Source organism: Bacillus sp. A260 (assembly GCF_009861435.1).
Classification (GTDB): domain Bacteria; phylum Bacillota; class Bacilli; order Bacillales; family Bacillaceae_G; genus Bacillus_A; species Bacillus_A cereus.
Genome location: NZ_CP046398.1, coordinates 367306 through 393106, shown reverse-complemented (window position 1 = coordinate 393106; position 25801 = coordinate 367306). Strand labels below are relative to the sequence as shown.

The following is a 25801-nucleotide window of genomic DNA, read 5'->3' as shown; positions in this document are numbered from 1 at the left end:
ATAGCTCGCTATAATTTTCATCCGAAAGGGACAGAAAAGAATGTTGCGGAAACGTTCATAGTTTAACTGTAAATATTAAATCAAGCTAAATAAAAAAGAGAAGAACAATATTCTGTTCTTCCTTTTACATTGAAAATCGTTCAATTGTTTGTTTCAAATCAGTTGCTTGCTTCTCTAAATCCTTTAATAATTGATCGATTACTATCATATTTTTAGATTGTTGTAGCGTCACACGTGCTACTTCTTGCGAACCAGCTGACGTTTCTTCAGCAATTGCTGCTACAGCTTTTGTTTGTGCTCCTGTTTGATGAATGTGGCTCACTTGTTCATTCATATAACTACTAATTTGCTGAGTTGCATCGGCTACTTCCATAACACTTGATGACATTTCTTTTAAAATTAATTCCGTAGCTTCCCCACGTTTCGCCTCTTCTTTAGCTATTTTCACTTGTTCTGTCATTTTCATTGCAACTTGTTGTACTTCATCTTGCATATTCCGTAATAACTGCGATATGTTTCTTGCAGAATGATCACTTTCATCAGCAAGTTTACGTACTTCTTCCGCAACAACCGCAAAGCCTCTTCCATGCTCTCCTGCGCGAGCTGCCTCAATAGAAGCATTTAGTGCTAATAAATTCGTTTGGCTAGCAATCGCACTCACAACAGACACAATATGTTCTACTTGTTTCATTCGTTCTTCTAACTTCTGTACATTTTGCATTGAATCTTCATTTTCTTTTGCCAATGTTTGAATACCTTGAATTAAAGACGTAAAGACACGAGTACTATGCCCTAAAGCTTCAACCATTTCTGAAGACAATGTATCAGACTGCTTCGCTTTTTCTTCTACTTCACTTGCAATAGAAGTCGTTGTATCAACAGCAGAAACAATTGCTTGAATTGATGCCGCTGATTGCTCAGCGCCTGAAGAAATCTCTGCAAGTGTCTCAGATACACCTTGCGCTTGTCTCGTTGCTTCGCCTGTTTGTTTTCTAATCTGCTGTACTTGATTATTTGTATACGAAAATGTTGTATCAATATTTTTTACCATGCCCCTTAAGTTTCCTAACATCATATTAAATGCAACACTTAAAGATTTAATTTCATCATCTGTCTTCGGTAATGGAACATCTTCACGAATATCACCCTCAGCTGCTTTTCTTGCCGCTTCCTCTAACTTGCGAAGCGGTTTAATTAAAAATACGGCTGCTCCATATGCTAAAATTCCAGACCATACTACCCCTAATAACATAACGATAATATTATATACAGTTTGACTTACATAACTTTGAAAATAATCGTATATCACGTAAATAAAAAATATACTTGTTGAATATGTAATGAAAGCTAAAACTGTAGTGAATAGCATAAGTTGTGTACGTAATCCAAAAGAAAATGTTTTTCTTTCTTTTTCCATCTTCCCTTTCCCCCTTTTTATAAGCAATATAAATACTACCTATATATTATTATCCATATTTTCATTATAGAAGGATATAGAGATTTTAAAAATCATTATTTCTTTGAATATCAAATTGCACGAAAAAAATAAAGGATTCTGACAATTTATGACTAATAACAGAAATACAGGGCAACATTTGTAAAATATATTTTTAACTGGGGGTTTTGTATGATTCAAGTTCGAAATCTAGTAAAATCATTCGGTTCACTTGATGTGTTAAAAGGAATTGATTTAGAAGTAAAAGAAAAAGAAGTTGTTGTTTTAATTGGTGCCAGTGGTTCTGGTAAAAGTACATTACTTCGCTGTCTTAACTTTTTAGAAATGTACGATGAAGGCGAAATTCACTTACAAGGTGAGCGAATTGATCCAAAGCATTCAAATTTAAATAAAGTCCGTGAAAATGTCGGTATGGTTTTTCAGCACTTTAACCTCTTTCCTCATATGACCTCACTAGAAAACATCATAGAAGCACCTATTCACGTAAAAAAATTAGAGAAAGCAAATGCACAGGATATTGGAAATCAACTTCTCCAAAAAGTCGGCCTTCAAGATAAAGCGGATGTAACTCCTCATCTTCTTTCAGGTGGTCAAAAACAGCGCATTGCCATTGCACGAGCTCTTGCAATGAGCCCTAAGATTATGCTATTTGATGAGCCTACCTCAGCTTTAGACCCTGAACTTGTTGGAGAAGTATTGCAAGTTATGAAAGAACTTGCTGAAGAAGGGATGACAATGGTTATTGTTACTCATGAAATGAATTTCGCAAAAGATGTAGCTGATCGCGTCATCTTTATGGACGATGGAAAGATTGTAGAAGATGCTCCGCCAGTACAATTCTTTTCAGCTCCATCACATGAACGGGCAAAACAATTTTTACGCAACGTTTTATAATGTAACTTTTGTTTCAAACGAAAAGGAATACATTCATACGGTGCACAACTAATCATCCAAATAAAATATTTCAATAACATACTAAAAAACTATCCGTATGATCAATATATAGGAGGGGTTTTATGAAAAGAAAACTATTAACCATTGTTGCGAGCATTACACTATGTACATCCTTCATACTAGGAGCTTGTAGCAAAGAAAGCTCTACTACTTCATCAAATAGTGAAAAAGAATTTCGCTATGCGATGAGTGGATTATACAAACCTTTTAACTATAAAGAAAATGACGGCAAACTTGTCGGCTTTGATGTAGAAATCGGTGAAGCTCTTGCTAAAAAGATGAACATGAAGGCTACGCCCGTTACAAACCCATGGGAAACGCTGATTCAAGGTCTTCAAGCGAAGAAATATGATGTAATACTGGGTAGTATGGCAATTACAGAGGAGCGCTTAAAAGCTGTTAGTTTCTCAAATCCGTACTATCGCTCTGGCGCCCAAATTTTTGTGGCTAAAAAGAATACCGCTATCTCTTCTCCAGAAGATTTAAAAGGTAAGAAAATTGGTGTTGTAAAAGCTAGTACCTTTAAAAATCTTGTTGCAAAATATACAGATCAAATCACAGAATATGACAGCGATATTACTGCTCTTATGGACTTAGAGCCTGGGCGTGTTGACGCAGTAATTACGGATCAAATGGTTGGTCTACGTATGATAAAAGAAGGAAAATCGAAGATAAAAGAAGCCGGAAAACCATTAAATCTTGATGAAATGGGAATTGCTATTCGCAAAGATGATAAAGAAATGGTTGAGAAAGTAAATAAAGCGTTAGATGAAATCATTAAAGATGGTACGTATGAAAAGATCAGTAAAAAATGGTTCGGGCGTAATATTCTCGGTGAAGAGGAAAAAACGAAGTAAGTTAGCCATTCAAAAGATTTATAAACAATGCCCCACTGATTAAATGTTCATTTTATGTGGGGCATTTCATTCTCTACTAAAATCTATACAATATGAGGTGAAACGCATGTTTGAAATTTTTATCTCTTCCTATCCCACACTCTTAAAGGCTACTATTGTCACATTACAATTAACATTAACTTCCCTAGTACTCGGTTCATTAATTGGATTATTATTCGCTTTCTTTCGAATCTCTAACAATAAAGTTTTAAATAGTATCGCTCATGTCTACATTGCTATTATTCGTGGTACACCTTTAATTGTTCAAATTGCCATTCTCTATTTTGGAATTACATCCGTTGTTGTTTTCACCCCTTTTTGGGCAGGTGCAATCGCTTTAGCAATTCATAACGGAGCATATATTACGGAAATTTTCCGTGGATCTATTCAATCCGTTGACCGGGGACAATTAGAAGCAGCTCGCTCTTTAGGCATGCCTTATCCTTTAGCTATGCGACGAATTATATTACCACAAGCATTTCGTCTGTCTCTTCCTCCTCTAGGAAACCAATTTATTATCGGATTAAAAGATTCTTCACTTGTTGCTTATGTAGGAATGTCCGAATTATGGGGTTCAGGTTTATCAATTGCAGCAGGTAATTTCCAACAATTAGATACTTACATAATCGTTGGTGCATACTATCTCATACTTGTTCTTCTATTTACTTATTTTGTTAATCTTTTAGAAAAACGACTACAACGAAAAGAAACTAACTCCGTCCAAGTCCATAAAAGGAACAAAAAGGAAGTTTCTTTATAAGAAAAAGCAAGCCTGAGATGGCTTGCTTTTTCATTGCAAAAATATATTAATTTTTACTGATTTACTTTTTTAATACTCTTTTCTTCTTCTATATGTTCCTCACGATATGAAATATTATGAGGATCTAGTCCATTTCCTAAAGAACCATAGAAATGCTCTCTATGCGGATCCACTAATTCACTTCCTTGATAATACACACGTGGTGTATTCCATAGCGCTGCCAAAGCTTTTGTCATCGGCATCTCATGATAGCGTTCCGGCCACATTTCTTTAATCTTCTCTTTTACTAACGGATAGTATTTAGAACTCATAGCGGGAAACAGATGATGTTCTGTATGATATGAGAAATTGAAATGTAAAACGTCTACCCAGCGCGGCACTGTTACTGACAAACAGTTTGCTAACGGATCATTTACTGGAACAATTGGATTTAAGCGGTGATTTGTTGCGATATATGCCATTACAATAAAGTTAGCAATTAACAACGGAATGACATATGCAAATAACCATTTTCCAGGTCCCATAATAAACAATAAACTAATCCAAACTGTCCAAGGCAAAAGAAGTTGAAGCCATACAGATTTTTGATTGGATGACTTGAACTCTTTTATAAAATGAAAGAACATTCGAGTCGAATGCAATGTAAATTGAATTGTTAGTGACAAAAAACTAAAGAATGAACGTACATGTAAAGGCATACGATATACCCAACTCAAAAACTTACTCTTCTTAAGTTTCTCAAGTGTCGGCCATGCATCTGGATCATTCTCTTCATGCTGTGTATGAACATGATGCGTTGCATTATGCCACTTTCTCCAAAGCTTTGGCCCTGTTGATAATGGCATAAATGCAATCGCGCCTAAGAAGTCACGAAGCCATGCCTTTCTTACAACAGTTCCATGTAAAATTTCATGCCCTAAAAATCCTAGTGAAGCAAAACATAATCCAAGAACAATCGCAATTCCTAGATTCGCCCACACATTCAATTCAAATACACCAATCGATATTAACCCCGCCAATGCCACAAGCAAATAAGCCAGTCCACCAAATAAACGAGTAGGCACTGGTTTAAATGCTTTTTTCGGCAAATGTGGTGATACACGTGCTGCATACCACCCAAACGTATGAAGCTCCTTCATCCTTTTGCTCCTTTCTTATGCCGCGCCTTGCGCAACTTACATATATCAATTCTTGCTTCCAGATTGATTTTACTAGATGATCCAAAAAGCATCTATTATAAGGAAAATATACTCACTCTATCGTCACTTATTTTTCGCTTTAATTATCAATGAAAAACATTTCTCTTTTTACTCTCTATCAACCTTTCCACATGATGAATCATAACAATAGAATTTCTATATTGTCAACACCTTTTATGACCTAGTAATAAAAGGTGGTTATATTTTTATAATCATACTTTATTTCACTAAAGAAAATGTATAGATTCCATAAGGATTTACCCACTATATATAGACATTTTCTTAAACGCCATAGACTCTATCTCATTCAATAACTCCCTATGTAATCAACAAACAGAATCACTTGAATTTAGTTTTATATAAATCCTACTACATCATAATGCCCCACCTAATTAATTATATTAAAATAATTTATAACCTCTTTTAATAAAAATAGACTACTTCTAAAACAACACACATGAATTTCATATAATATGGAAATATTAAAAGGAAAATTGTTCTAAAATCAGGAGGTTTCCGCAATGACAAGTGATACATTTCCACAACTGCCGCTATCTTATTGGATTGAATCTACTCAGTTTCCTACTTTCCCTCGTTTATCCGAAAATATAAAGACGAAAGTTGCTATTATCGGTGCTGGTATTACAGGTATTACTACTGCCTATTTACTTGCAAAAGAAGGCATCGATGTTGTTTTAATTGATTCTGGTCGTATTTTAAATGGAACGACTGGGCATACAACAGCGAAAGTAACAGCACAACATGATCTTATTTATGATGAATTAATAAATCATTTCGGTGTAGAAAAGGCCCTGCTTTACTATGAATCAAATAATCAGGCTCTACAATTCATAAATAAAACTGTTCAAACATATAAAATCGACTGTAATTTCTCAAATGAAGATTCATATTTATATACAACTACTGATAACGGATTAAGAAATTTATCGAAAGAATATGAAGCTTATCAAAAATTAAATATACCTTGTGACTATGTTCAATCTCTATCGATTCCTATTCCAGTACAATCTGCGCTTGTAATGAAAAATCAAGCACAATTCCATCCCCTTCTTTATTTAAAAACACTTTTAGAAAAGTTTGTGGAGATGGGCGGAAAGGTCTACGAACAAACAACAGCTATGGATGTGGAAAAGGGCGATTATTCACAAATAATTACAAAAGAGGGCCATCATATCACTTGTGAATATGTCGTCTCTTGTTCACATTTTCCTTTTTATGATGCGAATAGCTTTTTCTTTACGCGAATGTACGCAGAACGCTCCTACGCTCTTGCAATAAAAGCAAAAACGGAGTATCCAGGTGGCATGTATTTAAGTATTGATGATCCAAAGCGCTCCTTACGCTATATAACAAACAATGGAGAAAAATTAATTTTGATTGGCGGAGAAAGTCATAAAACAGGTCAGGGAATAAATACGATGCTTCATTATGAAGCACTCTATTCTTTTGCTGAAGCCACTTTTGGAATAGATGAAGTTCCTTATAGATGGTCAGCACAAGATTTAATTACTCTAGATAAGCTTCCTTATATCGGACATATTAACGAAAGAAATCCAAATATATTTGTTGCAACTGGATATCGCAAATGGGGAATGACAACTGGAACTGCTGCCGCTCACCTACTGAAGGACTCCATCCTAAAAGTTCACAGTCCCTATAAAGAACTGTATGCACCATCACGCTTCCATGCAAATCCAGATATAAAAACGTTCCTCTCCCAAAACATTGATGTTGCGAAACATTTAATTGCAGGAAAGATTGAAACCGCATTACGTAAGCCAGAAGATCTCGAAGTTGGTGAAGGATCTGTCGTACATGTTAACGGTAAACGAGCAGGTGCTTATAAGGACAAAGAAGGAAAATTACATATCGTCGATACAACTTGTACACATCTCGGCTGTGAAGTTGAATGGAATAATGGTGATTGTACTTGGGATTGCCCTTGCCATGGTTCTCGTTTTTCAATTGAGGGAGACGTTCTTGAAGGCCCAGCAGATCAACCGTTAAAACGAGTTGATAATGAGTAAACAAATAAAGAAGTTCAACAAAATTACTGTTGAACTTCTTTATTTGTTATAAACCCTTTTCAGATAAAATTCGACACAAGGAGGAAAATATTAACATTAAATAAAATAATATATTCATCTACAAATTAAAAGGGGTGAATATTATGCAACCTTCAGCTCCACCTCATCTAGAATCTACAGAAACTATCTTTCCAAGCTCTATTACAAAACTTGTTGTTTTTATTTGTTGGCTAGCCATTTTAGCTGATGGATATGATTTAGGTATTTACGGTGCCGTTCTACCAAAGCTCCTAGAAGACAAAAGCTGGGCGCTATCACCAGCGCATGCTGGTACAATTGCAAGCTATGCTTTATTTGGGATGTTTATTGGGGCTATTCTAGTTGGAACGATTACAGATCTAATTGGGCGTAAATGGACGCTTATATGCTGTTTAGCACTTTTTTCTATCACAATGGGTTTAGCGGCTATCGCTCCTTCTCCTGAGTTATTTGGATTATCTCGATTTATAGGAGGAATCGGATTAGGCGGTGTTATCCCAACAGCTTCAGCACTTACTGTTGAATATTCACCAAAAAAAGGCAATCTTTTATTTATGCTCTTATGTTTACTGGCTATCCTTTAGGTATCGTGTTAGGTGCTATTTTGTCCATGCTTATGTTAGAAGATTTCGGATGGAGAATTATGTTTGGTATCGGAATGATTCCACTACTCCTCATCCCTTTCATTATTCGCTATTTACCCGAGTCCATTCAATTTTTATTATCACGTAATCACCAAGAAGAAGTGAACCAAATTCTTAATCGTTTTCAAATTGAATTTCATGTAAAAGATAAAACTCATCAAGACCCATCTACTATACGAAAGAAAAATGGATTTTTTACTTTATTCTCAAAAGAATACATAAAAGCAACGCTACTTTTTTGGATCACTTATATAATGGGAATGTTTTTAATATATGGTTTAAACACTTGGTTACCACAGATGATGCGCCAGGCAGGATATCCTCTTGGGTCTAGTCTGTCATTTCTACTTATGCTAAATATTACCGCAGCTATCGGCGCATTATTCGCTGGAGCAATTGCTGATCGTATAGGAGCAAAAATCGTTATTAGCATCTCTTATCTTATGGCAGCCATATGTATCGGACTATTAACAATCAAACCATCTGTTACAATCATTTATCTTTTAATTGGCCTTGCTGGTATTGGATCAGTCGGTATTACTCAAATATTAAATGCATATGTAACACAATACTTCCCATCACATATCCGAGCTACCTCCTTAGGCTGGGGACTGGGGCTTGGCCGAGTTGGTGCAATTGCTGGCCCAATTCTCGTCGGTATTATTATGACAATGCAATATGACTTAGCATGGAATTTTTACTTATTCTCCTTTGCAGGTCTTATCGCAGCTATATCTGTTTTCTTCATTCCTACAAAATAAAAAGAGCACAAACTTACTTGTGCTCTTTTTCATATGCTTCAAACAACATATCTCGAAACAATGTATTTAAACTCTCAATATCGATTCCTGATCCCTTTTCAATTCCTTTTACATATTGCTGATAGTAATGAATTTGTTCTTCTAAAAATTGATTTAGCACCTTAATTTTCAATCCAACATCTAATTCAGTACCTGCTTTTTTCTTTATTAACAACTTTTCAATTTCATCTAATACGCTACGTTCTAATGATAATTCTGTAATTAATCGATCAAATTCTACAGGAGGTAAAGTCGTTTTCTCTTCTAGCCACTTACAAGCTAAAATGGGACGTAATACATAAAAGTACTTTTTCAGCTTTACATTCTCACCTTGCAAAAATTCACGATAATTTTTCGACGCCATATGTAAATAATGATATATCGTTGCTTTTGGATCAAAATTCTTCTCACTCATCTGTTGAAGTAGTTCTGGAAAATTAGAGTTTTTCGAATAAAAAATTGGTGATCGAATCCACTCAAGTAAAGCAGGATTCGACTTCGCGAATAGTTGCAACGCCTTTTTAATATCCCAACCACTTATATCTAAATCATCACTAATTGGATATTCAATTACATCTCGTTTGTCATGAATTGATAAATACCATTCTACCGGATGTATATAAACAAACCTAACATCATAATCGCTATCTTTCGATGGAAACCCCCAAGCACGACTCCCTGATTCCACCGCAAATAAAATTTTTACATCATTCTCTTTTTCAATTCTTTCTAACTCCAACTCGATTTTCTCTCTCATTTCATAACATCTCCATTTTTTGATTATTTCCTTGGAAATTCGACAATACACTATTAATTTTACTACATACTAAAAAAACTGTCAGAAATTACTGACAGCCTAATGAAACGTCTATTGTTGCTGTTCAATTACAGTAGCAGCAATTCGTTCAAACTCTTTTTGAATCTCCTCTTTATATGCATCTACTATTGAAAAATCCATAGCAGCAATATAAATTCGTTCTAATTTATCACGAATCGATTTTGCTTTCGCTAAGAAAGACATCGCCTCATTCATTTTTGCTTTATATTGAATGGAAACATCACGAATTTCCTTCGCATATTTCTCATCCGTCCCTGGCGTAACAATAAGGGCATACATATCAATAATTTCATCACCCTCGCGACTTGGAAAATATTCATGTGGTGCGGTGCTATCAAAAATTGCAAAACCTAATTCTCTTACGATAACCATATCAAGACTATTCGGGTCAAATCCGCAATGATATACTTCAACTTCAAATCCTTTTTCTTCAGCTGCCTTAGCTAACTTTTTGAGCATCGTTGATTTTCCAGAACCTGGGCGCCCTTTTATAAAATAACGATGTGGTAACCCTTCTGTTAAATTAGGAACAAAATCAACTGCTCCTTTCGGTGTAGCTGCTCCTAAAAAACGATGTTTTACAAGCGATTGTCTCCCGCTTTTATCTGCAAATAATTTCTGGATTAGCTGATCGGTTAGTTCATTTGCTTTATTAAAATCTATATTATCAATATATATCTTCTCCCACTCATCATGTATAACCAATGCCTCTTTAAAACGTGCGTAAGCAGACTGAAAAGCTTTGCTTGCTTCTGAAACAAATCTTTCAATTTCTAACTTCTGCTTTCTTAGTTTATCTGAGTCCCAAGCAATTCCTAAATTTATATACTCTTCAACAACTCCTGGCATTTTTGGCTCAATAACATGCGGCGATGTCCCATCAACAATTCCTACTTTTAATTTTGGGATAATTACACCATCAACCGATTTATTATCAGAAGAACAATGTAAAAATTCAATATCATATCCTTTTTCAATCCATTCACGACCTATTGCTTTTATTAAAGAAGATTTTCCCGTTCCTGGGCCACCCTTTAAGATAAATAATCTGTCTAATCCTTTTAAATTCTCTTCGTATAAATTGTGAAATCCCCTAGCTGTATTACCACCAGCATAATAATTTAATACATTTCCTGTCACTGCACTCACTCCTTCGCAGCATTCTATTTACATAAGCTACAATATGCGAGCAGCTTTATTTGGGTGAATACCTATTTTGTATTGCACGCAAAAAGGAAATGAATTACAATTTAACTATCGGAAAATTCCGATTTTAAAAACTGAATACTTCTTTATCAAGAGAGGCAGAGGGACCGGCCCTTTGAAGCCCAGCAACCTCAGTTTATACAAACTGAATAGGTGCTAATTCCTGCAAAATGCAATGCATTTTGGAAGATAAAACTCAACTAGCATGTAAAGCTCATCTTTCTTGATACTGAAGGATGAGCTTTTTATTATTTGAAAAACATATATTGGAGGTATGTAAAATGAAAGTAATTGATTTATCACAAACATTTGAAAATAATATGTCTCAATTTCCTGGAACACCTAAAATACAACTAGAAGCTGTTACAAGTGTTGAAGAATCAGGATATCAAGTTACAGATTTTCATTCTGTCGTTCATGTTGGCACGCATTGTGATGCTCCTGCGCATTTTATTTCAGGCGCAACGACCATCGATCAATTACCGCTGGATCAATTTGTAGGTGAAGCTGTTCTTATAGATGTAACACATATTCAAGAGCGAAAATTACCTAAGACAGTATTGCATAATACTGACATAAAAGAAGGTGATATTGTTATTTTTCATTCTAATCTATCCACAAAATGGAATACAGAAGCTTATGAGAAGGAAGCATTTTATCTTTCTGAAGAATTAGCTAAAGAACTAGTGCGATTAAAAGTAAAATCTATCGGTTTAGATTTCATTTCTCCTGATGAAGTCACAACAGAAACATCACCGATTCATCACATATTACTAGGGAATGATATTTACTTAATTGAAAACTTAACAAATCTAGATGCTATCGAAGCAAAACGTTTCTTTTTCTCAGCAGCACCTTTAAAAATTAAAAATAGTGACGGTGCTTTCGCAAGAGCATTTGCTGTTATTTTTTAAACATAGCCTATAAAAAAAGCAAAGGCCACTACTGGTCTTTGCTTCTATATTTTCTATTTAAATTAAGAAAGAATTGTTCCACACGAGGACGCACCCAAGCTAAACAATCTATCTCTTTCTTCTTTGTGCAAGCTATCTCTTCTCCATCTACCATTTCAACAAGTTCTAGTTCTAACAGTTGCCTCGTGAATGCTAACATATTCACTTCTTCGGATGGATACTCTTCTTTTAATTTCTCCTCAATTTCCCCCAACAAAAAACCGTCACGCATCATTGCCAATGCATCAATCCAAAGTGGCGGCATTTCATATTTTTCTCCTGTAATTGTATCTTTTACAATATAATTCTTTTGCTCTTTTCGAAATTGAATCGTGTGTAAACATACAGTCGAATTTAATGTTAATTCCATCATACCACCTCTTTCATAATATCTGCATAGAAAAAAGGATGCGTGTGCACCCCTTCTTATCTTTTCATAACACTACTGAACCGCTACATGAGCAATCAATCTCATGTCGATATTTTCCTCCATTATAAACGAAGTATTTTATAAAAAAAACCCTTCTTGAAACATTTTATAAAATGTTTATATTTACACAACAAGAACACTTTTCTGAAAAATCTTTTCTCCCAATACATTAAAAGGTCGGCAAAAAAATTTCTACTTTCGTTCCTACTCCTACACTACTTTGGATCGTGATACTCCCTTGATGTTCCTTAATAATTTTATATGTAATCATTAATCCAAGTCCTGTACCAGTCTCCTTTGTTGTGTAAAACGCCTTGCCAATTTTTTCTAACTTCTCATTCTCTATACCAAATCCTTGGTCTTCAACAGAAATACACAAATGTCCTTGCGTTTTTTGATATGCACGGATATGAATTTCTCCACCCTCTGGCATTGATTCTATTCCATTTTTAATGATATTTAATAACACTTGTTTTAATTGCTTATCATCACCGTTTATAGCCGGTAAATTCCCATCTACTTGTAAATGACATTTAACTCTATATTGCGTTGCATAACTTTCCATTAGATGCACAACATATAGAAGGATGTCTCGTATATTACACCTTTCATAATTTGTTGGCTTTGGTTTTCCTAACAACATCAATTCACTAACAAATCCATTGACTCTTTCAATTTCTTGTAGCATAATGTCGTAGCTCATCGTATCAGTTGGATTTCTTTCTTTTTGCATTTGCGTAAACCCTTTTAACGCTGTTAACGGATTTCGAATTTCATGAGCAATTGTTGTAGACATAGTCCCAATCACAGCTAAATTTTCCGTCTCTTTCATATTGTTCATCATTTCAACCACTGTTCTTACATAAGATTGAAATCGTTTTAATAAAGAATGTGAAATAATGAAATAAAATACACATAAAACAAGTGGAATTATCACTTTTAAATCTTGTAATAGCAATGTGAAAAATACGTACTTTCCAATTACACTAAAGGACACTAAATAAAAGTATTTTCTATTCACGAAAACTGGAGCAAATAAAATTAATAACATTTCTACCATACTACCATGTTCAAAAGGTCTATCCGTTCGCAAATAAATCATTAAATTATTCACAAGATTGATAAACATGTACCCAAATAAAAATAAATATTTTACAGAATATACATACCCTCTTTTTTGAAGATATATAGAAATAGGAAATAATGCTATTACAAATATAGGCACACCTATCCCAAGACTACCTTCTGGCCAACCTACCGCTGTTCCACTAATATTCATAGCAGGATATACAAAATAATATATAGCGTCATATAAAAAGAATATAATATAAAATAATAATATAAATACCTTTAAGGCTCTTCTTTCTTCATAAATCAAGCTCTTGTATTTATTCATATAAAAACTCCCCTTGATCGATACAAAAAACTTTCATTGTTATCTCCTTAAAGTATAAGTATGAAATTGCTTTCAGGGCAATATTTAACCTTATAATACTGAAAGGAAGGAGATCTCTCCTTCCTTTTGGTAACAACTTACATCCATCTTACCCTGTCATGTAACAATCCATCCGTAAAATTATTATGCCCCATTACAAAATCCTTCATATATAAATTTAAATACTCACCGTACTTACTTTCTGTATTTAATAACAACTCCTCGACGTAATAAGCACCTTGTTCAAATTGATCTAAAAGTAAACTGGACAAGCCCGCATAAATCCCGCACCCTACCTGAAAATACGTTGCATTCGTTTTATATTTACGAAAAACTTGGCTACTATTCATCACATTATACATATATGTCTCACTATTTTCATAAACGAGTAACACACCGACCAAGTCCTCTCCAGCAACCTCTTCTTCCGCTGGATTAAACACTTTACGATTCCAGTTCCATAAATCTTCTACTTGATCTAAGTTCTGTCTAATTATATTTGTTGTATACTCATTAATTCGATAAAGAAAACCAACTTCCATATTGAAGTTTTTCCCTAAAATTAATACTTCCTCATGTGGCATTAAACAACCATAGAATTCTTTTTCTCCTAACTTCACTTTATACTCTGAAGAATATACATCTTCATAAAAGTAAAGAGGACGATGATGACTCATATACATCGGATAACTCCAGATCGCTTCATCTAAAAATCGCTCTACTGCCCATGAAGCATAAAGTGTATGTGGCTTTATAAGTGCTGTATCATTCAAAAATGATGTGTCATGTTCTACAATATAACATGCTCTTGGCCTTTCATTTGGTCGTTCCTTCATAAGCTCAACAACCATCCATTGAACAACACCTGGATTCATACCTGAACCTATAATCGCTTTTGTATTTGTAAATTTCTCTTTCTCCTTCTCAAACCTTGTATATCTTTCCGTAAGCTGAAAACCGATTAAGCTATCGTCCTGATCTACTGCCTCATTTTCCAAGGCTGAATTAATATAACAAATTCCTAGTTCATTACAGCAGCTTAATACTCTAATTGTATCTGCCCCTGAAACATCAATCACAACACTCGTTCTTTTTTCTTTTAAATGTTTTTTAAATTCCACTACATTTTGAAGGTTTATTTCATATAAATATAATTGATCTTTCAAATTCGAAAACAACTCATCGTAATAATTCCTATCTTTTTGTTTTATATCCACCAAATGAAATTTAGCATTCTTTAATACTTCATAAATTGGATCTTTTTCATTTGCTATCGCTTGATTTAAAATTGCTAAAACTGCTTTTGCTGCTCCACCAGCACTACCAAGCAATGTAATTGATAACGAATTCGGAAACTGCTCCACAAACAAAACCCCTTTAATAAATTAGTTGAGCAGCTCCTCCTCAAAAAATAAATTGAATATATAATAAGATAGCTCGTACACAATGTTTATAAGTTAGTGCAAAGTTACCTTTTAAAAAATCACACTATACTATGCTTATATTCAATTCATTTTCCCCTCATCTCCAAATTAAACTAAAACAAATAGGCTCGACCTTTTCTTCTGCATATAAAAGAAAAAGCCAGCCCTTTCAACTAGCTTACGGACAATGGACAGATTTTACATGTTGAATATTTACATACATTTTCGCATCACGTGCTTTTGATATTTCAATATGACCTTCATCAATTTTCGCCATTTTTCCAATTTTATTGGACTCCTCACCTAAATCGAACACCATAATTTTCCCAGCCATTTTAATAAGCTGTTCTTCAAACGTTCGAGCTAACGTAATATTTAACGGATTCACGGGGAGTTCATTTTTATTGAGGGCATAAGGCACTTGATTTTCTTTATACGGAATTAACCATTTCAAGTGTTTTAAAGATATATATACAGTTTTATAAACTGGACTATAAAAAACAATATAATCGTTCATCACACTTGTAACATAACCATGTATTGGAGCATTTCCGGCTACATAAATTTCCGTAAAAATCCCTTTAGATGTACTTAATACTTTCCTCAAAGAAATTGAAGGAGACTCTCTCTTAATTACAGAATCCACATCTGGTTTTGAGATTTCTTCATCATTTGATCTTAAAAACTTATAATATTGTACATGATATAAAGATATATATACGTAGTCTTGTCCATTGTAAAGAACAACGATATCATTTCCTACATCAATTAATACACCTTTAAATCTTTTTTCACCGATTAATTTAACATATATATTTTCTCCAATACTTTTGTTTAACTCATTCATCTATATCCTCCTTCCTACGAATTTCTTCTTATCTGTCTTCCATTTCTAAAAAAATAATCAGGGCAAAGTTCTGTTTTAATAGTAAGTAATTCCTTTTCATACTATCGAAATAAGAAATTGTTCTTCTCTTTCCCTCATAATGCCCCTCTTATTTATTAAACATTATTCATCTTCATTCTTTTTACATTTAACTACTTGACTCACACTCTTAATATGAGACTTAATTACATAAATAACTTCATCACCGTTTACTAGTGTAATACAGCCATGGTGTACCTCACTTAATAAACCTTCCACACACTCTGGACCGCCACGATTAATTTTTACCCACTTATACTTCAAGTCTTTTAATATATCTAAAAAAGTATCCTCATCAGAGCAGAAACATGAACTATAGCAATCGCCACATTTACTTTCTTTCACTTTCTTCACTAGACTCTTCACATGTTTCAACTGATAATATACTAATTCACCATGAGGTAACTGTAACGTTAGATAATCTTTTCCTAACGATACGAGCTCACCAACTCGACTTTCTGGTCCACGAAGGTTTACTTTTACAGTCTCACCAACTAAACATTTAATTTGGTCACAGCATAATACATTCTCCAATTTCGTATCCCCCTTTCTTATTATCTTCCTCTACTTGATTGTCTTTGTGCACGAGCACGACCTGAATTATCGCTACTTTCCTTACTATTGTCGCTCTCATCGCTCTCTCCGCATGCTAAAGCATTATAGTTAACACTTTTAATATGCTTTATTGCAATTAATATAATTTCTTCTTTTACGATTAATGTTACGAAGTCACAAGAAACATCTTGCAAAATGCCTTCCACTTTCTCTGGACCGCCGCGATTAATTTTCACCCAGCAATATTTGAAACTTTCAAGTAGTGCTTCAAAATCTTCTGCACAGGCGCAATCTTCCCACTCACAATCACTTGATCCACATTCTTTCGCATTTTTTGTAATACTTTTTAGATGTTTAAGTTGATAGTAATAAAGCTCACCTTTTTCATTCTTCAATACGAAGTAGTCCTGACATACTGATATTATTGTTCCTTTTTGAGATTCTGGACCACCCCTGTTTACTCTCACAAAAGATCCAATTAAGTCTTTCAAAAAATCACAATGAAATAAACTCACGAGAAAACCCCTTCCATTAATTTATAAGCTTTTGCACTGATAGTATATGTATCTGTACAGGTTACGTTCTCTATGTTTGTCCTAGCTAGAAAAAAATATGCTTTTAACATGGTAGACTACTACCTATCAAAATTTGAAGAAAGGCTAAGAACTCCTTATGTTTTTGATATCTTCAAACAAAAAATCCCTTATGAAGATACATTTCTGCATATCTTCATAAGGGATTTCCCATAGTTTAATCTTCGTCTTTAACATCCATATCTTCTGGAATTGGTTCGTTCAATATTTCTTCCACTAATTGCTTATATTTCTCCATTTGTTCTAAATGCGTATTGAATTGTTCTTTATTTACTAAATATTGCTCTCCATCGAATAGCGCACGAATTTTCTTTTGCTGAATTAACTCTTCAATATACGATTTTGGTAAATTCAAATACTCCGCAGTCTCTTCTATTGTTATATACAATGCGTTCATTCCTTTATTATTTTTTCATCTATACTGTATCTTACTTTACTTTATTTTTGTAAACAAATAAAAAAGATTTTGTAAATGCAGTTCAAAAAGCAGGTAGATGCATTCCATATATTGTATAGTATTATATAGTAAGAATTTTTTAAATATAGAATGGTATTACCCATTTACACAAAGGAGAGTTAACATATGGCTACTCGTCACATCATTACAATGTTAGAAAAAACACTGCAAGTTGAAACAGAAAACACAATTTCTCATTTGAATGTATCTTTATCTGATCGTTTTCTTTCTCAAAGCACAGCAATACATGAAAACAATTGTTATCATACAATTGGTGAATGGTACAAAAATCATTTCTTATTCCAACAAGATGATTTCCTTTGGGCTAAATATGCCTTCTATGACGCATATTGTGAAGCCATCCAAAAACAAGGTCATCTTACAAAACGCGTCCGTCAAATATTAGAATCATTGGCTCGAAAACACGGAAAACAGTATATTGCTTCTATACTAAATATGCCATTTCCTAATAAACGCGCTAAAGGGACAGCGTAATTTAGCCATGTTCTGTGTAAGCAAAACATAGCTAAATTGTTTTCTAGGATGCTTTACCAATAAAATGTTCATATCATATGAACTGATGAAACCGGTGTCATTATAATGATAGAAAATATAGTAAACAGGAAAACCCCCACGTACATCTCTCATTCACTTGAATAGAGAAATACGTGGGGGTATACTTGTTCCTTATTATTTCATCATCTGCTTAATCAGTTCGCGATTTCTCTTCTTAAATACTTCATTATGAGAAGAAACCATTCCGTACTCACTTGCATCTGGTTGGATAAATTGTTTTGCTTTATTCACAGCATTTCCAGCATCTTGGAATGCACCTGCAATTAAGTGTAGTTTCCCTTCGTGCTTTAAAATATCTCCAGCAGCATATAATCCATCTACTGAAGACTCACTATTTGCATTACCTGCAATATAATAATTATCTATAATTGCAACGTCTAACTCACTATTTTCTAATAATGTAATGTCGCGTTCATATCCATGATTAATAATAACTTCATCAATAGGTAAATGAGAAACCTCACCTGTTTCATGATTTGTTAATTCTACATATTCGATTGCTTCATGATTATCACCGGCAATTAATTTTGTAATCGATGTATTAAAGAAACACTCCGCTGAGCTGTTCATAAGTTGTTTTACTTGTGCTTCATGACCAGATAATTCTTCTTTTCTATAAGTTACATACACTTTTTTCGCAATTGGTTCCAATTCATTTGCCCAATCAACAGCAGAATTGCCTCCACCGGAAATAATAACTGTTTTACCTTTGAAACGCTTTAAAGATTTAACTGTATAATTTAAATTCGATACTTCAAATCGCTCAGCACCTTCAATAGATAACTTTTGCGGTTTCAATATACCACTTCCTGTTGCGACGATAACTGTTTTTGAAAAGTGTTCTTCGCCAGTACTTGTTTTTAATGTAAAAGTACCATCTTGATTACGAATAATCGATTCTACTTTTGTATCTAATACAACTTCCGGCTTAAATGTTAACCCTTGCTGTACAAGTTGTTCAATTAACTTATCACCTGTAACTGGCAATAGTCCTCCTACATCCCAAATCATTTTTTCCGGATACACATGTATTTTTCCACCTAAATGTGGTTGAAATTCTATTATTTTCGTTCTCATTTCTCTGAGTCCACTATAAAAAGCTGAATAAAGCCCTGCAGGTCCTCCGCCTATCACGGTTACATCAAACAATTCTTCTCGATTCATTCGTGCTCACTCCTCAGCTATTAATCGTTGATTATCATTCTCAATAAAATATAACCTGTTTCCGCAAAATTTACAATCAAAATTACTATTGACAATACACCTATATAAAATTATATTATTTAAAGAATCAATAGTGATAATCATTATCATTTTGTTAATAATTAGCAAATTTGAGATTACATCTTCTTTCATTAATATGGTTATTACTATATTATAAAATCTCATATTCAAGATTTTTAATAAATTATTTTGCATTACCACTACTATTTCAAAAAGATTGCAGTTAAACAAATTATTGTATACACATATCATCTATGTTAAAGGAGAAAGACGATGAAAAAGTTATTTATTTCACTAACAGTCCTTTTCGTTCTTGTTATGAGCGCTTGTAGCAATAACTCTACAGACAAAAAGAACGATGCAAAAGGTAGCAAATCAGAAACAATTACATACCAATCTGAAGATGGTAAAAAAGTAGAAGTTCCTGCAAATCCAAAACGCGTTGTTGTATTATCATCATTCGCTGGTAACGTAATGTCATTAGGTGTAAATCTTGTTGGGGTAGATTCATGGTCTAAACAAAACCCACGTTTTGATAGCAAACTTAAAGATGTTGCTGAAGTATCTGATGAAAATGTTGAAAAAATCGCTGAACTAAATCCAGATTTAATCATCGGTTTATCAAATGTTAAAAATGTCGATAAGTTAAAGAAAATCGCGCCTACTGTAACATACACTTACGGAAAAGTTGATTACTTAACACAGCATTTAGAAATCGGTAAGTTATTAAATAAAGAAAAAGAAGCAAAAACTTGGGTTGATGACTTCAAGAAACGTGCACAAGAAGCTGGTAAAGAAATTAAAGCAAAAATCGGTGAAGATGCAACAGTTTCTGTTGTAGAAAACTTCAACAAACAGCTTTATGTATACGGCGAGAACTGGGGCCGTGGAACAGAAATCCTGTACCAAGAAATGAAATTAAAAATGCCTGAAAAAGTAAAAGAGAAAGCATTAAAAGAAGGTTACTACGCATTATCTACTGAGGTATTACCTGAATTTGCTGGTGATTACTTAATCGTAAGTAAAAACAAAGATACTGATAACTCATTCCAAGAGACAGAATCATATAAAAACATCCCAGCAGTAAAAAATAATCGCGTATATGAAGCAAACATGATGGAATTCTATTTCAATGATCCACTTACATTAGATTTCCAACTAGACTTCTTCAAGAAGAGCTTTCTTGGTAAATAATACAAACATGAGGAATTCTTAATTTAAGAATTCCTCTTCCTTTATTCTATGAACAGAAAAGATGTGAAACGAATGACAAAAGATCATGACAATCCACGTTCTATAGCTTTTACATACAAACTAATTTTAAGCTTAATTGCATTCTTTCTTATTTTTATGGTTGCAATGGTATTAGGTGCTGCAGATACTTCGATAAAAGATGTATGGTTAGCACTCACTTCCTCCGCTAAAGGAGACAAAATATCTATTATTCGAGAAATACGTTTACCACGTGAAGTTGCTGCTATTTTTGTAGGAGCTGGATTAGCCGTTTCTGGGGCAATTATGCAAGGATTAACACGAAATCCACTTGCGGATCCTGGATTATTAGGGCTATCTGGTGGAGCAAATGCTGCGCTTGCACTGACACTTGCTTTCAACCCTTCCATCAGCTATCTTTACTTAACATTAGCTTGCTTTATCGGTGCTGCAATTGGCGCAATTATGGTATTTGGAATTGGTATGGTGAAAAAAGGCGGCCTTTCTCCTCTTCGAATTGTATTAGCGGGCGCTGCAGTTTCAGCATTTCTACTCGCAATTTCAGAAGGAATCGGCATTTACTTTAAAATTTCACAAGATGTATCACTTTGGACTGCTGGGGGCGTAATTGGAACAACTTGGAGCCAATTAAAAATTATTATTCCGGTCATTTCAATTAGTATCTTTATCGCTATCTTACTAGCAAAAAAATTGACAGTTCTTAGTTTCAGTGAGGAAGTGGCTATTGGACTAGGTCAAAAAATTATTGTTATTAAAACTATTTTATTTATCATTATTATCTTACTTGCAGGTGCATCTGTAGCTCTTGTTGGAAATATGGCATTCATCGGCTTAATGGTACCTCACATGGTACGCCCAATTGTCGGTCCAGATTACCGATTTGTTATACCGATGTCAGCAATTGCTGGAGCTTCCTTTATGCTACTTGCAGATACAATCGGACGTACTATTAACGCTCCATACGAAACACCAGTTGCGGCAATTGTCGCGATTGTAGGGTTACCATTCTTCCTATTCATTGTACGTAAAGGAGGAAAAACATTCTCATGATGCAATCTATTTTAAGAAAACAGCGTCTCATTATACTCGCTTTACTTATAGTAATCATCACAACCATTGTAGTTGGAATGGGACTTGGTTCAGCATCTTTATCTTATGATCGACTACTCCCAACATTAATGGGGCAAGGGACTTTTAAAGAGGAGTTTGTTTTATACTCTTTAAGACTACCTAGAATTGTCATTACATTATTAGCTGGTATGGCTCTCGCTTTATCAGGGGCTATTCTGCAAGGAATTACCCGAAATGATTTAGCTGAACCTGGTATTCTTGGTATTAACTCTGGGGCTGGTGTTGCTGTTGCTATTTTCTTTTTATACTTTCCAATAGACGTAGGTTCATTTCTTTACTTACTACCTGTCGTTGGATTTATTGGGGCATTTCTGACAGCTGTTCTAATTTACGTGTTTTCATATAGTAAATCAACTGGACTTCAACCAATACGATTAACATTAACTGGTATCGGTTTTGCATTTGCACTATCTGGAGCGATGATTGTCCTTATTTCATCCGCTGATCGTATGAAAGTGGACTTTATCTCAAAATGGATTGCCGGAAATATTTGGGGAGATGACTGGATTTTCGTTTTAGCAATGCTCCCATGGTTAATCGTATTAATTCCGTTTGTTTTCTATAAAGCAAATCGATTAAACATTTTAGCATTAAACGAACCAGTCGCAATTGGCGTTGGAATTGAAATTGAAAAAGAACGCAGGTACTTATTAGTTGCAGCCGTTGCACTTGCAGCCGCAGCTGTTTCCGTAACAGGAGGAATTAGCTTTATCGGATTAATGGCTCCTCATATCGCGAAATCTTTAGTAGGTCCAAGACATCAAATCTTCATGCCTATCGCCCTTTTAATCGGCGGATGGCTATTATTATTAGCAGATACAATCGGACGAAATATCGTTGATCCTAATGGCATTCCAGCAGGTATTGTCGTTGCTTTAATTGGGGCTCCTTACTTTATGTATTTGTTGCTTAAAAAAGCTTAAAAAACACCCTCAAGATTTCTTGAGGGTGTTTTTGTTTCATTCTACTGCTGCCCATACCCTTCAAACTTCTTCGCCAAATTCTCCATCTCATCTTCTGGCAATAGCTTTGGTTCCCCAATGCTTTTCGTTTGATAATAAATTTGAGCACAAAACTCAATCTCTTCTGCAACAGTAAACGCCATTTTTATATTATTTGCACCAGCAATTAAACCGTGATTTGCAAGTAAAACAGCACGGCGATCAATCATGCCTTCAAAAGCAGCCTCCGCTAATTGCTTCGTACCAAATGTTTCATACGGTGCACAGCGCACATTCGGTCCTGCGAAAGCAATTAAATACGATACAGCAGGAAGCTCCCATCCTAATGATGCAATCGTCTTCGCGTAAGGAGAGTGTGTATGCACAAGCGCATTTATATCTTCACGCTTCCTATAGTAAATAAGGTGCATATCTAATTCACTTGATGGTTTTCTCTCTCCTTCTACTACTTCACCATCTAGGTTTAATATAACTACATCTTCAGGCTTTGTTTCATAATACTCTAAACCACTTGGGCTAATCGCAACAAGACCTTGTTCACGATTAAAGATACTAATATTACCGCCCGTTCCCTTTGTTAAACCACTAGAAATCATTTTCTTTCCATACGCTACAATTTCTTCTCTTTCTTTTTGTAATAACATATACATCCCCCTAAGTATGAAGCTTATGATGACTGACTTTTACATTTATCTACTTATTGAAATAGCTTTTTTAAATTCTCCGTAAACGGTGCCTTTACAATCCCTTTTTCTGTAATAATCGCTGTTACATTTTCATGTGGAGTAACATCAAATGCTGGATTATATACTTTACTTTCTTTCGGAGCTGAATATTTTCCGAAGCGATTAATCACTTCAGAAGCATCTCTTTCTTCAATCGGAATTTCTTTTCCTGTCGATGTCTTTAAATCAATTGTCGGTGTTGGCGCTGCTACATAAAACGGAATGTTGTAGTACTTAGCTAAAATAGATACGCCTAATGTGCCAATTTTATTTGCTACATCACCATTTGCTGCCACACGATCACATCCAACAATTACCGCATCAATCTTCCCTTGTGACATGACCATAGCTGCCATATTATCTGTAATAACAGTAACGTCAATGCCTGCTCGCTGCAGTTCTAATGCTGTTAACGTTGAACCTTGTAATCTAGGGCGTGTTTCATCAGAATAGATTTTTAAGTCCCATCCTTTTTCTTTCGCTAAGTACATGGGAGCTGTCGCGGTACCATACTTAGTTGTCGCTAACGCACCAGCATTACAATGTGTTAATACTCCCATTCCATCATGGAATAATGTTAATGCATGTTCTCCAATTTGACGGTTAATTTCTTCATCTTCTCTATGAATCTCTTTTGCCTCTTCTAGTAATCTATTTTTCAGCTGTGAGATTGATAAATGAATATTATCTGTCGCTACACTTTCCATTCTTTCAAGTGCCCAAAATAAATTTACGGCAGTCGGTCTTGATGTCGCCAAGTATGTACATACCTTTCTTACTTCATCCATAAATCCTTCTTCCGTACTTTCAGCAAATTCCTTTATCCCTAAATACACTCCATAAGCAGCTGAAACACCAATCGCGGGTGCACCTCGTACTTTCATTACTTGAATCGCATCCCACACACTTTCAGCTGTTTTAAAAGATTCATAGACAATTTCATTTGGTAATAACGTTTGATCTAACAAAACTAAAGCATCATCTTTCCACTGAATTGGTATTAATTGCTCTTCCATCATATTCTCCCCTTACTTCGCGTAGTGCATTGACTGTTCTTTTAACGTTTCTACAAAACTTGTGCCCGTTCTATATTGATTCGCTCGTAAAATAAAACCCTTCGCTACTTGAAGACAAATTCGCTCCGCTCTAGCACGTGCTTCCCCATTCCCAATACAAGTAATATCTTTTACTTTCGCTAATCCAACAATACGGCGAATTAATTCCAGACCTGTCACTGCAGCTGTATCTTCTAATACAGATTTCAAATAGACTTCGCTAAAGCCTTCTTCCTTCGCCATAATCTCGGTCACATGAATATCCCAAGCACCTAAAAACTTCTGCTTAAATAAATCAATTACCTCTACCATCGTAGTTTGTAACCAATCCATATACGTATCTTTCTTAGCTCCAGGTGACATCGTTGCATCTGCATTCACCCAAGCAAACATTAAATTCGCCATTACATTCCCAACGTCATATCCCATAGGTCCATAAAAAGCAAACTCAGGATCAATAACCTTTGTAGAATCATCTCTTACAAAAACAGAACCAGTATGTAAATCACCATGAAGTAATGCCTGTGCATTCGTCATAAAAGAAAATTTACGTTTCGCTACTTCCATACGAAGCTCTTTATCACTATAAATATGTTCCCTAATCCATCCCTCATTTAACTGAAATAACTCATTACGCTTATTATGATTTGTAAATGGTTCTGAATATACGAGGTCCTCTGTAATCTCACATAATTCAGGATTTATATAATTCTTCACAAGTTCCTTCTTCTCTTTATGATTCATTACAACATCCGATGTTAATAAAAGTGTATTTACCATAAAAGTAGTTAAGTCGTCAGCAAGCCTCGGAAATATTTGATGATTTATAAGTGCTGTACGTAATATTGTGTGATCCGATAAATCTTCCATTACGCAACAATTCATCACACTATCAAATAAATACACCTTAGGAACAAGTCCAGGTGCTAACTCATCCTCTAACTGCAAAACATCTGATTCTATACGAATACGATTCGTCGACAACTTAAACTCATCTGAAATGCGAGCTGTATCCCCAGCTTGCTTTACGATGACAGACATGTTCTCTTTTTCATCCCAAACGCGGAACACATAATTTAAATTGCCATCACCTATTTCTTTACACTGTAACCCCTTTGCATGTTCAAACTTAGATAATTTCTCTTTCACATATGCAATCACATCTTTAGCTTCCATTAAAAAATACTTCATGAACTTAGACATGGTTTCCCCTCCACACTAATTGTAAGCGTTTTCTAAAAGCTATAAAAAATAATAGGATTAAATCTTTCATCCTAAAATAT

23 protein-coding genes, 3 pseudogenes and 1 riboswitch are annotated in these 25801 nt (G+C 34.6%); of the genes and pseudogenes, 10 read left to right on the top strand and 16 right to left on the bottom strand.

Annotated elements, in window-relative coordinates; translation table 11 throughout:
* Positions 1 to 124: 124 nt before the first annotated feature.
* Both GD442_RS28445 and GD442_RS28440 read right to left on the bottom strand, forming a co-directional pair.
* Positions 125 to 697: pseudogene (locus tag GD442_RS28445) on the bottom strand (methyl-accepting chemotaxis protein); the annotation flags it as partial.
* Positions 698 to 1066: 369 nt separating this feature from the next.
* Positions 1067 to 1252: pseudogene (locus GD442_RS28440) on the bottom strand (HAMP domain-containing protein); the annotation flags it as partial.
* Between the two features lie 375 nt (positions 1253 to 1627).
* Between GD442_RS28440 and GD442_RS02080 the strand changes: the two are divergent.
* From GD442_RS02080 to GD442_RS02070, 3 genes are all read left to right on the top strand, one after another.
* Positions 1628 to 2350, top strand: coding sequence for an amino acid ABC transporter ATP-binding protein (locus tag GD442_RS02080; RefSeq protein ID WP_000616927.1), 723 nt, complete (start codon positions 1628 to 1630; stop codon positions 2348 to 2350).
* Between the two features lie 122 nt (positions 2351 to 2472).
* Positions 2473 to 3267 (top strand): ABC transporter substrate-binding protein, encoded by a 795-nt coding sequence (locus GD442_RS02075; protein ID WP_000823765.1) that lies wholly within the window; start codon positions 2473 to 2475, stop codon positions 3265 to 3267.
* A 43-nt stretch (positions 3268 to 3310) separates the two neighbouring features.
* Complete coding sequence (locus GD442_RS02070) at positions 3311 to 4066, top strand: amino acid ABC transporter permease (RefSeq protein ID WP_002025246.1); 756 nt, start codon at positions 3311 to 3313, stop codon at positions 4064 to 4066.
* A 53-nt stretch (positions 4067 to 4119) separates the two neighbouring features.
* On the opposite strand, the gene desB is transcribed toward GD442_RS02070, so the two are convergent.
* Positions 4120 to 5205 (bottom strand): Delta(10) desaturase DesB, encoded by a 1086-nt coding sequence (gene desB / locus GD442_RS02065; RefSeq protein WP_000661226.1) that lies wholly within the window; start codon positions 5203 to 5205, stop codon positions 4120 to 4122.
* Positions 5206 to 5786: 581 nt separating this feature from the next.
* Between desB and GD442_RS02060 the strand changes: the two genes are divergently transcribed.
* Together GD442_RS02060 and GD442_RS02055 are read left to right on the top strand one after the other, a co-directional pair.
* Positions 5787 to 7313, top strand: coding sequence for an FAD-dependent oxidoreductase (locus GD442_RS02060; RefSeq protein ID WP_000199980.1), 1527 nt, complete (start codon positions 5787 to 5789; stop codon positions 7311 to 7313).
* 143 nt (positions 7314 to 7456) lie between these two features.
* Positions 7457 to 8757: pseudogene (locus tag GD442_RS02055) on the top strand (MFS transporter).
* A gap of 13 nt (positions 8758 to 8770) precedes the next feature.
* Here GD442_RS02055 and GD442_RS02050 read toward each other — a convergent pair.
* Both GD442_RS02050 and GD442_RS02045 read right to left on the bottom strand, forming a co-directional pair.
* Positions 8771 to 9553, bottom strand: coding sequence for a nucleotidyltransferase domain-containing protein (locus GD442_RS02050; protein WP_001208237.1), 783 nt, complete (start codon positions 9551 to 9553; stop codon positions 8771 to 8773).
* Positions 9554 to 9664: 111 nt separating this feature from the next.
* A complete protein-coding gene (locus tag GD442_RS02045) occupies positions 9665 to 10774 on the bottom strand; it encodes a PRK06851 family protein (protein ID WP_074554014.1) in 1110 nt (369 codons plus the stop codon).
* Between the two features lie 149 nt (positions 10775 to 10923).
* Positions 10924 to 11036: riboswitch (SAM riboswitch) on the top strand.
* A gap of 85 nt (positions 11037 to 11121) precedes the next feature.
* Here GD442_RS02045 and GD442_RS02040 point away from each other — a divergent pair.
* Entirely contained in the window at positions 11122 to 11754 is a 633-nt protein-coding gene (locus GD442_RS02040) for a cyclase family protein (RefSeq protein ID WP_006926178.1), read from the top strand.
* Between the two features lie 28 nt (positions 11755 to 11782).
* On the opposite strand, the gene GD442_RS02035 is transcribed toward GD442_RS02040, so the two are convergent.
* The 7 genes from GD442_RS02035 to GD442_RS02005 form a co-directional block, all read right to left on the bottom strand.
* Complete coding sequence (locus tag GD442_RS02035; RefSeq protein WP_000424116.1) at positions 11783 to 12163, bottom strand: hypothetical protein; 381 nt, start codon at positions 12161 to 12163, stop codon at positions 11783 to 11785.
* Between the two features lie 229 nt (positions 12164 to 12392).
* On the bottom strand, positions 12393 to 13619 hold the full coding sequence (locus GD442_RS02030) for an ATP-binding protein (RefSeq protein WP_001046103.1): 1227 nt from the start codon (positions 13617 to 13619) through the stop codon (positions 12393 to 12395).
* A gap of 137 nt (positions 13620 to 13756) precedes the next feature.
* Complete coding sequence (locus GD442_RS02025; RefSeq protein WP_000434716.1) at positions 13757 to 15022, bottom strand: hypothetical protein; 1266 nt, start codon at positions 15020 to 15022, stop codon at positions 13757 to 13759.
* Positions 15023 to 15260: 238 nt separating this feature from the next.
* Positions 15261 to 15929, bottom strand: a complete 669-nt coding sequence (locus GD442_RS02020; RefSeq protein WP_001004284.1) for an LSm family protein — start codon at positions 15927 to 15929, stop codon at positions 15261 to 15263.
* 162 nt (positions 15930 to 16091) lie between these two features.
* The gene (locus tag GD442_RS02015; protein WP_000432509.1) at positions 16092 to 16541 is read right to left on the bottom strand and encodes a spore coat protein B; all 450 of its coding nucleotides are present in this window, start codon (positions 16539 to 16541) and stop codon (positions 16092 to 16094) included.
* A gap of 20 nt (positions 16542 to 16561) precedes the next feature.
* Positions 16562 to 17077, bottom strand: a complete 516-nt coding sequence (locus GD442_RS02010; protein WP_000051527.1) for a spore coat protein B — start codon at positions 17075 to 17077, stop codon at positions 16562 to 16564.
* A gap of 235 nt (positions 17078 to 17312) precedes the next feature.
* Complete coding sequence (locus tag GD442_RS02005) at positions 17313 to 17552, bottom strand: helix-turn-helix domain-containing protein (RefSeq protein WP_002025240.1); 240 nt, start codon at positions 17550 to 17552, stop codon at positions 17313 to 17315.
* A gap of 186 nt (positions 17553 to 17738) precedes the next feature.
* Between GD442_RS02005 and GD442_RS02000 the strand changes: the two genes are divergently transcribed.
* Complete coding sequence (locus GD442_RS02000) at positions 17739 to 18107, top strand: hypothetical protein (protein WP_000235476.1); 369 nt, start codon at positions 17739 to 17741, stop codon at positions 18105 to 18107.
* 195 nt (positions 18108 to 18302) lie between these two features.
* Here GD442_RS02000 and GD442_RS01995 read toward each other — a convergent pair whose 3' ends face one another.
* Positions 18303 to 19352, bottom strand: a complete 1050-nt coding sequence (locus GD442_RS01995; RefSeq protein WP_001078299.1) for an NAD(P)/FAD-dependent oxidoreductase — start codon at positions 19350 to 19352, stop codon at positions 18303 to 18305.
* Between the two features lie 333 nt (positions 19353 to 19685).
* Between GD442_RS01995 and GD442_RS01990 the strand changes: the two genes are divergently transcribed.
* Genes GD442_RS01990 through GD442_RS01980 form a run of 3 tightly spaced genes read left to right on the top strand, consistent with a single transcriptional unit; the run spans position 19686 to position 22699 of the window.
* Positions 19686 to 20606, top strand: a complete 921-nt coding sequence (locus tag GD442_RS01990; protein ID WP_074554010.1) for an iron-hydroxamate ABC transporter substrate-binding protein — start codon at positions 19686 to 19688, stop codon at positions 20604 to 20606.
* Positions 20607 to 20654: 48 nt separating this feature from the next.
* Entirely contained in the window at positions 20655 to 21695 is a 1041-nt protein-coding gene (locus GD442_RS01985) for a FecCD family ABC transporter permease (protein WP_002025239.1), read from the top strand.
* Positions 21692 to 22699, top strand: coding sequence for a FecCD family ABC transporter permease (locus GD442_RS01980; protein ID WP_000983752.1), 1008 nt, complete (start codon positions 21692 to 21694; stop codon positions 22697 to 22699). Before GD442_RS01985 ends, GD442_RS01980 begins: the two co-directional genes overlap by 4 nt.
* 41 nt (positions 22700 to 22740) lie before the next feature.
* On the opposite strand, the gene GD442_RS01975 is transcribed toward GD442_RS01980, so the two are convergent.
* From GD442_RS01975 to mtnK, 3 genes are read right to left on the bottom strand one after another with little or no spacing between them, the layout of a single operon-like run.
* Positions 22741 to 23382 carry an L-fuculose-phosphate aldolase gene (locus tag GD442_RS01975; RefSeq protein ID WP_000926557.1) on the bottom strand — a complete coding sequence of 214 codons (642 nt, stop codon included), beginning with the start codon at positions 23380 to 23382 and terminating at the stop codon, positions 22741 to 22743.
* Between the two features lie 53 nt (positions 23383 to 23435).
* Positions 23436 to 24482, bottom strand: a complete 1047-nt coding sequence (mtnA, locus tag GD442_RS01970) for an S-methyl-5-thioribose-1-phosphate isomerase (RefSeq protein WP_002025237.1) — start codon at positions 24480 to 24482, stop codon at positions 23436 to 23438.
* Between the two features lie 9 nt (positions 24483 to 24491).
* Positions 24492 to 25721: an S-methyl-5-thioribose kinase gene (gene mtnK / locus GD442_RS01965; protein ID WP_017657393.1), complete on the bottom strand. Its 1230-nt coding sequence runs from the start codon at positions 25719 to 25721 to the stop codon at positions 24492 to 24494.
* Positions 25722 to 25801 lie beyond the last annotated feature (80 nt).